13 protein-coding genes and 1 pseudogene are annotated in these 11,930 nt (G+C 42.1%); 9 read left to right on the top strand and 5 right to left on the bottom strand.

Annotated elements, in window-relative coordinates; genetic code table 11:
• Positions 1-14: 14 nt before the first annotated feature.
• Positions 15-818: a helix-turn-helix domain-containing protein gene (locus H0S70_RS01910; RefSeq protein WP_188321512.1), complete on the bottom strand. Its 804-nt coding sequence runs from the start codon at positions 816-818 to the stop codon at positions 15-17.
• A 342-nt stretch (positions 819-1,160) separates the two neighbouring features.
• On the opposite strand from H0S70_RS01910, the gene H0S70_RS01905 reads away from it, so the two are divergent.
• Positions 1,161-2,714: an IS1182 family transposase gene (locus tag H0S70_RS01905; protein ID WP_088263489.1), complete on the top strand. Its 1,554-nt coding sequence runs from the start codon at positions 1,161-1,163 to the stop codon at positions 2,712-2,714.
• A gap of 241 nt (positions 2,715-2,955) precedes the next feature.
• Here H0S70_RS01905 and H0S70_RS14405 read toward each other — a convergent pair whose 3' ends face one another.
• Positions 2,956-3,087 carry a hypothetical protein gene (locus H0S70_RS14405; RefSeq protein ID WP_262891125.1) on the bottom strand — a complete coding sequence of 44 codons (132 nt, stop codon included), beginning with the start codon at positions 3,085-3,087 and terminating at the stop codon, positions 2,956-2,958.
• Between H0S70_RS14405 and H0S70_RS14400 the strand changes: the two are divergent.
• The 3 genes and pseudogenes from H0S70_RS14400 to H0S70_RS01895 all read left to right on the top strand — a co-directional run.
• Positions 3,037-3,174, top strand: a pseudogene (locus tag H0S70_RS14400) (tyrosine-type recombinase/integrase); the annotation flags it as partial. The gene H0S70_RS14405 and the pseudogene H0S70_RS14400 sit on opposite strands and share 51 nt — an antisense overlap.
• Before the next feature lie 57 nt (positions 3,175-3,231).
• Positions 3,232-3,927 (top strand): tyrosine-type recombinase/integrase, encoded by a 696-nt coding sequence (locus H0S70_RS01900; RefSeq protein ID WP_262891124.1) that lies wholly within the window; start codon positions 3,232-3,234, stop codon positions 3,925-3,927.
• The gene (locus H0S70_RS01895) at positions 3,911-5,017 is read left to right on the top strand and encodes an IS91 family transposase (protein WP_188321511.1); all 1,107 of its coding nucleotides are present in this window, start codon (positions 3,911-3,913) and stop codon (positions 5,015-5,017) included. The genes H0S70_RS01900 and H0S70_RS01895 overlap by 17 nt, the downstream gene beginning before the upstream one ends.
• A gap of 249 nt (positions 5,018-5,266) precedes the next feature.
• Here the strand turns inward: H0S70_RS01895 and H0S70_RS01890 are convergent, their stop codons facing one another.
• Positions 5,267-6,397, bottom strand: a complete 1,131-nt coding sequence (locus tag H0S70_RS01890; protein ID WP_188321510.1) for a DUF4932 domain-containing protein — start codon at positions 6,395-6,397, stop codon at positions 5,267-5,269.
• Between the two features lie 355 nt (positions 6,398-6,752).
• A complete protein-coding gene (locus H0S70_RS14055; RefSeq protein WP_228453699.1) occupies positions 6,753-6,905 on the bottom strand; it encodes a hypothetical protein in 153 nt (50 codons plus the stop codon).
• Here H0S70_RS14055 and H0S70_RS01885 point away from each other — a divergent pair.
• From H0S70_RS01885 to H0S70_RS01875, 3 genes are all read left to right on the top strand, one after another.
• Positions 6,834-7,724: a tyrosine-type recombinase/integrase gene (locus H0S70_RS01885; protein ID WP_228453820.1), complete on the top strand. Its 891-nt coding sequence runs from the start codon at positions 6,834-6,836 to the stop codon at positions 7,722-7,724. The two genes, H0S70_RS14055 and H0S70_RS01885, sit on opposite strands and share 72 nt — an antisense overlap.
• Positions 7,708-8,826, top strand: a complete 1,119-nt coding sequence (locus tag H0S70_RS01880) for an IS91 family transposase (RefSeq protein WP_188320469.1) — start codon at positions 7,708-7,710, stop codon at positions 8,824-8,826. The genes H0S70_RS01885 and H0S70_RS01880 overlap by 17 nt, the downstream gene beginning before the upstream one ends.
• Before the next feature lie 202 nt (positions 8,827-9,028).
• Entirely contained in the window at positions 9,029-9,559 is a 531-nt protein-coding gene (locus H0S70_RS01875) for a DUF1643 domain-containing protein (RefSeq protein WP_317173163.1), read from the top strand.
• A 229-nt stretch (positions 9,560-9,788) separates the two neighbouring features.
• Here the strand turns inward: H0S70_RS01875 and H0S70_RS14050 are convergent, their stop codons facing one another.
• Positions 9,789-9,941 (bottom strand): hypothetical protein, encoded by a 153-nt coding sequence (locus H0S70_RS14050; RefSeq protein WP_228453699.1) that lies wholly within the window; start codon positions 9,939-9,941, stop codon positions 9,789-9,791.
• Here H0S70_RS14050 and H0S70_RS01870 point away from each other — a divergent pair.
• Both H0S70_RS01870 and H0S70_RS01865 read left to right on the top strand, forming a co-directional pair.
• Entirely contained in the window at positions 9,870-10,760 is an 891-nt protein-coding gene (locus H0S70_RS01870; RefSeq protein ID WP_228453820.1) for a tyrosine-type recombinase/integrase, read from the top strand. The two genes, H0S70_RS14050 and H0S70_RS01870, sit on opposite strands and share 72 nt — an antisense overlap.
• Positions 10,744-11,862, top strand: coding sequence for an IS91 family transposase (locus H0S70_RS01865; protein WP_188321509.1), 1,119 nt, complete (start codon positions 10,744-10,746; stop codon positions 11,860-11,862). Before H0S70_RS01870 ends, H0S70_RS01865 begins: the two co-directional genes overlap by 17 nt.
• The last annotated feature ends 68 nt before the right edge of the window (positions 11,863-11,930 follow it).

Genomic DNA, 11,930 nt, shown 5'->3' with positions numbered 1-11,930 from the left:
TAAAAATGGAAACTCTATACAAAAAGCCAAACATTTCCTTTTTCAGTATCCACATTTTTGAAAAATGAAGTTGGATTAGTGTTTGTCAATGCTTTAAAATCTTTTATGAAATGAGCTTGGTCATAAAAGAGGTTGTTGTGAGAAAGATGAGTTAAGTTTGTGGCTTTCTTAACTTCATTCAATGCCTTTCTGAAACGAAAAATTTTGCGATATTCTGATGGCGTTTTACCGATGTTTTTCGAGAAAATTTTATTAATGTATTGTCTTGTGAAATTATATTTTTCTGCGATTTCTTCTATTTTTAAATCAGCTTCAACGTCCGATAAAATTTGCTCTATTAAGGTTAAATCTTTTTTTATAAATTTCGATAACCAATAATCTTCTAATTGTTCGATTTGGTGCTCACGATTTTTTGTGTTGAAAATGTTTTCCATTTTCTCTTTGTAATCAGAGAAAGGAATATAATTTGAAATTTGAGATTGCTTAAAAACGTTAGGATTTTCTATGAATTGATTTATTCCAAGAGGTTTGAAATAAATGGTAATTTCATTTACTGGGTTTTCATAAACTATTTCAATAGGCTTAGAATATCGGGAAACAAGTCCTGCAATAATATTTTTTTGTTTTGAAGATGTGATTATAAATTGATTTTCTGCAAATTCTTCGTTAGTGTTTTGATAAACAGAAAAAATACAATAGTTATTCGGAAATGTCCAATATTTTATAGTTTTCTGATGTTGGTCTTCTGAAATGAAATAATATCCTTCAATATATTTCTTTAAAATTTCATTTTTCGGTTTATAAAAGTCTAACTTCATTTTATCGACATCGTTCAAATTGGGTTGCAGATAACGGAAAAAGTATTGGCGAAGTGCGGGCTAAATGGAACGAAAAGTTCAATTTAGACTGACCGTAGCCGATGCTTTTTTCGGATTGTTAAATTAAGAAAAAAATCAATACGAAAAAGCATCGGCGGATAAATTTTACAAGTCTTTCAACTTTATACTTCTCCCCGCATTTTGCCAATACAATGTGCCTGTTGCACAACCTCTTTTCAAAGATACGGTAAAAAGATTTCAGAAATAGAAAATGTGGTTATAAACGGGTTTAAAATATTGAAAATCAATTGTATATATCGTTTATTCTCCGTAAATTAGCGTATGCAAGGCAGAAAAACATTTGAACCGAAAATCTTCTACGAACTCAGCCTGGAGGGGCTCGTTCCCCAGGATGATTTCTACCGTAAAATCAGTCAGGAAGTACCCTTTAGCTTCCTCTACAAGTCAACCTCTCATTATTACGGCCGTTGCGGGCAGGACAGCATCGATCCTGTGGTCTTTTTCAAGATACTGTTAGTGGGCTACCTGAACAATTTAAACAGCGACCGCGCCTTGCTGCGGTTCTGTTCAGACAGCCTCTCCATCCGCCTTTTCCTGGGCTACGACCTGGATGAGGAGCTTCCGTGGCATTCCACCATATCCAGGACGCGGGCGCTTTTCGGGGAGGAACTCTTTATGAAACTGTTCCAAAAAATCCTGAGCCTCTGCATAGAGAAAGGCATGGTGCGCGGGAAGCGCCAGGCGGTGGATTCAGCCTTCATTAAGGCCAATGCAAGCATGGACAGCCTGGTTGAAAAGGAAGTTTTGGAAGACGCTTCAGCGTTTGTGGAGGAACTGGAGGAGAACAGCGAGTACAAGGTAACTTCGGCCCGAAAGAAACTTGTAGAACAGCACCACGCCTGGAAGGAAAAAGAATACAAAGACATGCCCGGAGCCAGCAAAAACGAGGACAGGAGGGACGAGGACGGCAACCCGCTGCGTCCCAAGTTCCTCTCCAATCATACCCATTATTCTCCCACGGATCCGGATGCCAAAATCTCGGTAAAACCGGGCAAAGCGAGGCAGCTCAACTATGCCGGACAGATAGCGGTGGACGACAAACATCATGTTATCACGGGAGCCTGCGCGAGCACGGCCGGCAGCAAGGACAGTGCAATCATGCACGAGATTATGGACCGCATGCTGGAAAACCTGGAACAGCACGGCATAAGGACGGAGGAAGCATTGCTGGATGCCGGCTACAGCAGTGGCGAGAGCCTGGAGTATTGCGAAAAGAACGGCATCAATGCGTTTATCCCGAACTTCGGGCAGTACAAAGCGGAACGGGAGGGATTTGAATTTGTAAAAGGAGAAACGCAGGAGGAGGATCATTACCGCTGCACCCAAAAAGGCGGCAACGGAGCTGTCTTACAGTTCAAGAGAATCCTCACCGACAGCAAGGGCTACCAAAAGAAGAGCTACCGCAGCAGCGAGCGTGACTGTAAGGACTGTCCGCTGCGTGCCCAGTGCTGCGGCAGGGTAACTAAGTTCAAGAAGATAGAGGACAGTATCCACAAGCCGCTCTACGATGCGATGCACGAGAAGCTGAACAGGGACAAAAACTACACACGCTTCCTCACCAAACGCCGCAGCTCCACGGTGGAGCCGGTGCTGGGCACGCTAATCAACTACCACAGCATGAAGAGGGTCAACACGCGGGGCATGAAAAACGCCAACAAGCATGTTTTAATGGCCGCTTTGGCTTACAACCTGAAGAAGTACCTGAAGTTTATCTCCCGGAAACCAAAAAGCAATGCCCAGATTATGCACCTTCCGGAAGGGATACTCCGGCTTTTTCTAAACCGGTTCCACAGTTCACTGATCACTTCAATTTAAGCCACCCGAAAACCTCAGCTCCTTTGCCCGACAAAAATAGAAACCTCCCTTAAATCGCTTTAAAGGAGGCCGTTTTTTATGGTTTTACTTTGGAAATTACTGAAAATGTGGAGTTGTGCAACGGTTACCTATGTTGAACTAAACCTCCGGTAGCTTTTCCCATTCGCCGTTTTAGTAACTTTGTTTTTATTTACCCTTAAAAAACGTATAAAATGGCTACAAAAAAAAATCTCCGGAGGATTTAAGGACGAACAAATTTCTCAATCGTGCTTCGAGCGAAGTTAACGGTTTTGCCGAACTCCTGCAACGCTTTGAAAGAAATATTTCCATCCTGGGCAGAAGCAAGCGTACCTTCGACAATTATTCCAGGCACGTTGCAGCCTTAGCGCTTCATTTCGGTAAAATCCCTACCGAATTAGACCCGGAAGACATCAAAGATTACCTTTTTGAACTTCAAAAGCGATCAAAAACCCCTTCTCAGTCGTACTTTAAACACACCGTTTACGGACTGCGGTTTTTGCTGAAAACCGAAGGTTTGCCTTACAGCTACCTCCACCTTCCCGCCATTCCAAAAGTCAAAAAACTTCCCACTATTTTAAGCCGTGAAGAAATCTGGCGCATGCTTCAAAGTACTGAACTCCTGAAACACAAACTGCTCATCGGCCTGATCTACGGTTGCGGACTGCGCTGCATGGAAGTGCGGAATATCAAACTTCAGCACCTGGATTTTGGCCGACAAATGCTGCATGTTGTTCAAGGTAAAGGAAGCAAAGACCGTTATGTTCCCCTGTCGGAACATTTAATCAGAGGCTTGAAAACCTTCATCAGTATTGAAAATCCGGATCAGTATTTATTCAACGGAAATCAAAACAGAAATATTGAAGAAATTGATTTAAAAACGCATCAAAACGCTTTACAAAAACCTGATTTTGACTCCCGCTACAGCCAGCGCGGCGTTCAGTGGGTGATCAAGACCATCTCAAAAAAAGCCGGCATCACCAAAGAGGTTCACACCCATACTTTGCGCCACAGCTACGCCACGCATCTGCTGGAAGACGGCGTTCCGATCATCATGGTTCAGAAACTTCTGGGTCATGAAAGAATTGAATCGACGATGGAATACCTTCATGTCTGCCAACTGTCGGATCAAACTCCGCACAGTCCTCTGGATACCGTTTTCGCTTTGTGCCGCAAAAATGGAATCCCGAAGTAAGGGCAGAAGTGTAGCCGACGTTCTGCGCGCAGTCAGTTTATCAACTCAGAATTTTACGGTTCATCAGGAAAAAACACTTCGGGCTTTATCGTACTGCCGCACTTCAGCTTTGGGTGGTCATATCGATGCGTGCGACGGTTGCGGAAATCTTTCCATCAGTTACAACTCGTGTCGTAATCGGCATTGTCCGCAATGTCAAGGTCATAAAAAAGAAGAATGGATTCAGAAGCGCGAAGCGGACTTGCTGCCGTGCAGCTATTATCATCTCGTTTTCACGCTTCCCGAAGAGCTGAACGGTTTGGCAATTGCCAATCCCACACTCATTTACAAAACATTGTTTGAAGCAGCTTGGGCAACATTAAACCAGTTTGGCAAAACGGAAGGAATGCAGCTCGGAATGATTGCGATACTTCACACGTGGGGACAGAACCTGAGCTTGCATCCGCACCTGCACTGCATTGTTCCCGGTGGAGGCACTAATAAACAGGGAAAATGGAAAGGCAAAGTACGAACCGATAAATACCTTTTTCCGGTAAAGGCTTTGGGCAAGGTATTTCGGGCGAAGTTTGCGGCATCATTAAAGGCTTGTGGAATTAAAGATGCCGACCTCATGGACAAGCTCTTCGCCAAAAACTGGGTCGTCTATGCCAAAAGACCTTTTGGCGGTCCGAAACAGGTGATTGAATATTTAGGCAGATACACCCACAAAGTCGCCATCAGCAACCACCGTATCAAAGAAGTTACCGATAAAGAAGTTCGTTTTGGCTACAAAGATTACCGGAAAGGTGGCGAAAAAAAGGAGATGACCCTCAGCAACGAAGAGTTTGCGCGAAGGTTCTCCCTGCATATTCTGCCAAAAAGGTTTGTGCGGATCAGGCATTATGGAATCCTGAGTAGCATCTGGAAACGCGGGAAACTGCAAAATTTGCAGGCTTCCTTAAAAGTGGAAAGAAGGGCTTTTGTTCCCAAAACTTTGTTCCGGAAATGCCGGTGCTGCAAGGAAGGAAACCTTGTGACCATTGCCATTTTCGGCCAGCGCGGCCCGCCGCAGGATTTTCTTTTCGTTACCCAAACGCTGTCTGCAAAATAACCTTTGCGGGTAAGGGAACCTATGTTCTGAAGCGAGGAAAAACCGCTGAAATCCACCAATAAAGGCTACCAAACGCCACAAAAAAAGCATTCCTTACGAAAAAACTGCTTTGTACCTCTAAATTCTAAAAACGACATCCCCATAAGAGGACCATCATACCGCTGAAAAGCCACCGGAGGTTCCGTTCAACGGGCTTTCATTTCTTGTCTTGCAGACAAAACGAAAGCTTAGTTATTGTAGGCAGTGCCTTTATTGTTTAGCACACCATTTAACTAGTTGCGGGTAAAGTTTGTCAATTTTTTTATTCTTGTTTTTTGCACGAAGTTTTTTAAGTTCATTAGTAAATTCGTTCATTTTTATAAATCCACGATTTACCATTGTATAATTTACTTCCTTTTCAATTTCGTTAAGCAATTTTGTATCGCCTTTCCAATTGTCAAGTGCATAAAGAATAAAAACTCCATAAGTCATGTATTCATTGAAAACATGTTCTCCTGTTGGATAATATTCTGTTCCATAAACTTTTGCATTTACCCATTTATCACGATTTTTTAATGCTTCGTCAATTTGTTTTTCATATTTGTTGCTCGGTTTGTTTACATAATTGTGGTCAATTTCTGTAAACATAACTCTTGTGTTAAACGCTTCCGCATTTTTTTCTGTTCTTCCTTCAATTTTGGAAAGTGCAGGTAAAACCATTTCAATTAATTTGAAATCTTTTTCGTCATAACGATTTGTATAATTCAAACCATTTATTAATTGAGAAGTATAAATTACATAACTGTCATTTTTTGCTTCAAAGTTTTTTTCAAGCCATTTCCATTGCTTTACCAAGTTTACATTCTTTTCATAATTTTCATAAATCTTATTATAAAAGTCTTTGTGGTTACTATAGAATTTTCTAAAGTCTGATTTTTTTGCAAAATCTTCTATTTCCTTTTTGTAGGTTGTAATTGGATTTTTGTCAATTTTAACTTTTGCAACTTCGTCCGCTGTGAAAAAATAAACATCATCAGGTTTCAAAACATCTCCGTCAAAATTATAAGTTTGAGAATTTCCTGTAAAGAAAAGATAATTTAAAGGACTTTCTTTCATAAGACTGTCCATTTTTAATATTATCGGTTCATTTTTGTATGGTTTGAATTGCTTTAAAACATCTTGATAATAATCGCCTTCTTGAAAAAACATATCGTCGTTTCCTAAACCGTAATCAGTTATCGCAAGCATAATAATTAGAAGTTCCTTTAATTCATTTACTTCAATATTATATTTCCCACGATTTTCTTTCTTAAATTGTTCTGTAAATACTGCTTTTTTTTGTTGTCCGAATGATTTGAATGTGAACGCAATTAAGAATAATGCGATAAAGGTTTTTTTCATAAATTTTAAATTGATTTTTATTTTTTATTTGTTTTTAGCGGTATTTTTGGTGGCATTGCCTACAACGGAAAAAGTATTGGCGAAGTGCGGGAAGAAGTGAACTAAAAGTTCAATTCAGACCAAACGGAGCCGATATTTTTTCCATGAAGTGAAATTACACAAAACAAACGAAATGGAAAAATAGCGGCGGCGAAAATAGTACAAAATTTTATATGAAAACTTCTCCCCGCATTTTGCCAATACTATGTTGAACTAAACCTCCGGTAGCTTTTCCCATTCGCCGTTTTAGTAACTTTGTTTTTATTAACCTTTTAAAAACTCATGAAATGGCTACAAAAAAAAATCTCCGGAGGATTTAAGGACCAACAAATTCCTGAACCGTGCCTCGAGCGAAGTTAATGGTTTTGCCGAACTTCTGCAACGCTTCGAAAGAAATATTTCCATCCTGGGCAGAAGCAAGCGTACCTTCGAAAATTATTCCCGTCACGTTGCAGCCTTGGCGCTTCATTTCGGTAAAGTCCCTACCGAATTAGACCCGGAAGACATCAAAGATTACCTTTTTGAACTTCAAAAGCGATCAAAAACCCCTTCTCAGTCGTACTTTAAACATACCGTTTACGGACTGCGGTTTTTGCTGAAAACCGAAGGTTTGCCTTACAGCTACCTCCATCTTCCCGCGATTCCAAAAGTCAAGAAACTGCCCGTAATCCTGAGCCGCGAAGAAATCTGGCGCATGCTTCAAAGTGCTGAACTCCTGAAACACAAACTTCTCATCGGCCTGATCTACGGTTGCGGACTGCGCTGTATGGAAGTAAGAAATATCAAGCTTCAGCATTTGGATTTCGACCGGAAGATGCTGCATATCGTGCAGGGAAAAGGCGGCAAAGACCGCTATGTTCCCCTGTCGGAACATTTAATCAGAGGCTTGAAAACCTTCATCAGTATTGAAAATCCGGATCAGTATTTATTCAATGGGAACCATAACAGGAATATTGAGGAGATTGATTTAAAAACGCATCAAAACGCTTTACAGAAACCTGATTTCGACTCCCGCTACAGCCAGCGCGGCGTTCAGTGGGTGATCAAGACCATCTCAAAAAAAGCAGGCATCACCAAAGAGGTGCACACCCATACTTTGCGCCACAGCTACGCCACGCATCTGCTGGAAGACGGCGTTCCGATCATCATGGTTCAGAAACTTCTGGGGCATGAAAGAATTGAATCGACGATGGAATACCTTCATGTCTGCCAGCTTTCGGATCAGAAGCCTCACAGTCCTTTGGATACCGTATTTGCTTTGTACCGCAAAAATGGAATCCCGAAGTAAGGCAAAGCATCAAAACGGAAGCGTTGCAGATGTTCTTCGTAAACTCAATCTATCGGCCCAGAATTTTACGCCTCATCAGGAAAAAACGCTTCGCGCTTTATCGTATTGTAGAACTTCTGCTTTGGGCGGTCATATTGATGCGTGTGATGGCTGCGGAAATCTTTCCATCAGTTACAACTCGTGTCGTAATCGGCATTGTCCGCAATGTCAAGGTCATAAAAAAGAAGAATGGATTCAGAAGCGCGAAGCGGATTTACTCCCGTGCAGCTATTATCATCTCGTTTTCACGCTTCCCGAAGAGCTGAACGGTTTGGCAATTGCAAATCCCACACTCATTTACAAAACATTGTTTGAAGCAGCTTGGGCAACATTAAACCAGTTTGGCAAAACGGAAGGAATGCAGCTCGGAATGATTGCGATACTTCACACGTGGGGACAGAACCTGAGCTTGCATCCGCACCTGCACTGCATTGTTCCTGGCGGCGGAATTGATCATCACGGAAAGTGGAAAAAGAAAGTACGAACCGATAAATACCTTTTTCCGGTAAAAGCGATGAGCAAAGTATTTCGGGCAAAGTTTGTGGCTTTATTGAGAACTTCGGGAGTAAAAGATTCCAATTTAATGGATAAACTCTTTACCAAGAACTGGGTAGTCTATGCCAAAAGACCTTTTGGTGGCCCGAAACAGGTGATTGAATATTTAGGCAGATACACCCACAAAGTCGCCATCAGCAATCACCGCATCAAAGAAGTTACCGATAAAGAAGTTCGTTTTGGCTACAAAGATTACCGGAAAGGTGGCGAAAAAAAGGAGATGACCCTCAGCAACGAAGAGTTTGCGCGAAGGTTCTCCCTGCACATTCTGCCAAAAAGATTTGTGCGGATCAGGCATTATGGAATCCTGAGTAGCAGCTGGAAACGCGGGAAACTGCAGAATTTACAGTCTGATTTAAACATCCGGGTTCCGGAAGCAAAACCCAAGACTTTGCTCAATAAATGCCGGTGCTGCAAGGAGGGAAACCTGGTTACAATTGCTGTTTTCGGGCAGCGGGGGCCGCCGCAGGATTTTCTTTTCGTTACCCAAACGCTGTCTGCAAAATAACCTTTGCGGGTAAGGGAACCTATGTTCTGAAGCGAGGAAAAACCGCTGAAATCCACCAATAAAGGCTACCAAACGCCACAAAAAAAGCAGTCCTTACGAAAAAACTGCTTTGTGATCCTAAATTCTAAAATCGAAAACTCCATAGACTGCCAAAATACCGCTGAAAAGCTACCGGAGCTTCCGTTCAACGGGCTTTCATTTCTTGTCTTGCAGACAAAACGAAAGCTTAGTTATTATCGGCAGTTCTTCTTTGTTTCCTGATAATTTTTCAGGTGCAGAAATTTCAGATTGTGGGAAATATCGGTGGAAATTATGGCGGATTTGGGACGATTCAAAACCAAAAATTCTTTGGATAATGCACAATCCATCAACAGCAGATGCCGAAAAAGACGACCCGACAATTAGACGAATAATAAATTTTTCAAAAAGTTGGGGTTTTGGAGGCCTTTATGTTGGAAATGTTTTTCCTTATCGTTCAACAAATCCAAAAGATTTAATCGGCATTCCGTTTGAAAAATTGTGTCCACTTGAAAATATAAAGCATATAAAAGAAATGAAGTCGAAATGTTCCGAATTTATATTGGCTTATGGAAATATTGCAATTAAAGGCTGCGAGCCTACATTTTTTGATGAAAATTGGAAAGTATTAAAACTCACAAAAGATGGAAATCCTTGTCATCCTTTATATCTGAAATCTGATTTAAAACCGCTCGCTTTTCAGAATTGCCGATAACGTTCCCACGCTTGGCGTCAGTTGCGAATTTCGGAACTGATTATTTTCTGTTAAAGATAAAATTTCTTGCGAAACGTGAACGTGAATTTACTACAAAATTCGCAATTGCGCCAAACGTGTGTTGAACTAAACCTCCGGTAGCTTTTCCCATTCGCCGTTTTAGTAACTTTGTTTTTATTAACCTTTTAAAAACTCATGAAATGGCTACAAAAAAAAATCTCCGGAGGATTTAAGGACCAACAAATTCCTGAACCGTGCCTCGAGCGAAGTTAATGGTTTTGCCGAACTTCTGCAACGCTTCGAAAGAAATATTTCCATCCTGGGCAGAAGCAAGCGTACCTTCGAAAATTATTCCCGTCACGTTGCAGCCTTGGCGCTTCATTTCGGTAAAGTCCCTACCGAATTAGACCCGGAAGACATCAAAGATTACCTTTTTGAACTTCAAAAGCGATCAAAAACCCCTTCTCAGTCGTACTTTAAACATACCGTTTACGGACTGCGGTTTTTGCTGAAAACCGAAGGTTTGCCTTACAGCTACCTCCATCTTCCCGCGATTCCAAAAGTCAAGAAACTGCCCGTAATCCTGAGCCGCGAAGAAATCTGGCGCATGCTTCAAAGTGCTGAACTCCTGAAACACAAACTTCTCATCGGCCTGATCTACGGTTGCGGACTGCGCTGTATGGAAGTAAGAAATATCAAGCTTCAGCATTTGGATTTCGACCGGAAGATGCTGCATATCGTGCAGGGAAAAGGCGGCAAAGACCGCTATGTTCCCCTGTCGGAACATTTAATCAGAGGCTTGAAAACCTTCATCAGTATTGAAAATCCGGATCAGTATTTATTCAATGGGAACCATAACAGGAATATTGAGGAGATTGATTTAAAAACGCATCAAAACGCTTTACAGAAACCTGATTTCGACTCCCGCTACAGCCAGCGCGGCGTTCAGTGGGTGATCAAGACCATCTCAAAAAAAGCAGGCATCACCAAAGAGGTGCACACCCATACTTTGCGCCACAGCTACGCCACGCATCTGCTGGAAGACGGCGTTCCGATCATCATGGTTCAGAAACTTCTGGGGCATGAAAGAATTGAATCGACGATGGAATACCTTCATGTCTGCCAGCTTTCGGATCAGAAGCCTCACAGTCCTTTGGATACCGTATTTGCTTTGTACCGCAAAAATGGAATCCCGAAGTAAGGCAAAGCATCAAAACGGAAGCGTTGCAGATGTTCTTCGTAAACTCAATCTATCGGCCCAGAATTTTACGCCTCATCAGGAAAAAACGCTTCGCGCTTTATCGTATTGTAGAACTTCTGCTTTGGGCGGTCATATTGATGCGTGTGATGGCTGCGGAAATCTTTCCATCAGTTACAACTCGTGTCGTAATCGGCATTGTCCGCAATGTCAAGGTCATAAAAAAGAAGAATGGATTCAGAAGCGCGAAGCGGATTTACTCCCGTGCAGCTATTATCATCTCGTTTTCACGCTTCCCGAAGAGCTGAACGGTTTGGCAATTGCAAATCCCACACTCATTTACAAAACATTGTTTGAAGCAGCTTGGGCAACATTAAACCAGTTTGGCAAAACGGAAGGAATGCAGCTCGGAATGATTGCGATACTTCACACGTGGGGACAGAACCTGAGCTTGCATTCGCACCTGCACTGCATTGTTCCTGGCGGCGGAATTGATCATCACGGAAAGTGGAAAAAGAAAGTACGAACCGATAAATACCTTTTTCCGGTAAAAGCGATGAGCAAAGTATTTCGGGCAAAGTTTGTGGCTTTATTGAGAACTTCGGGAGTAAAAGATTCCAATTTAATGGATAAACTCTTTACCAAGAACTGGGTCGTCTATGCCAAAAGACCTTTTGGTGGCCCGAAACAGGTGATTGAATATTTAGGCAGATACACCCACAAAGTCGCCATCAGCAATCACCGCATCAAAGAAGTTACCGATAAAGAAGTTCGTTTTGGCTACAAAGATTACCGGAAAGGTGGCGAAAAAAAGGAGATGACCCTCAGCAACGAAGAGTTTGCGCGAAGGTTCTCCCTGCACATTCTGCCAAAAAGATTTGTGCGGATCAGGCATTATGGAATCCTGAGTAGCAGCTGGAAACGCGGGAAACTGCAGAATTTACAGTCTGATTTAAACATCCGGGTTCCGGAAGCAAAACCCAAGACTTTGCTCAATAAATGCCGGTGCTGCAAGGAGGGAAACCTGGTTACAATTGCTGTTTTCGGGCAGCGGGGGCCGCCGCAGGATTTTCTTTTCGTTACCCAAACGCTGTCTGCAAAATAACCTTTGCGGGTAAGGGAACCTATGTTCTGAAGCGAGGAAAAACCGCTGAAATCCACCAATAAAGGCTA

This window comes from Chryseobacterium manosquense (assembly GCF_014623485.1).
GTDB lineage: Bacteria > Bacteroidota > Bacteroidia > Flavobacteriales > Weeksellaceae > Kaistella > Kaistella haifensis.
Note: the sequence above shows the minus strand (reverse complement) of the source record. Positions and strands in the feature narration are given on the sequence as shown.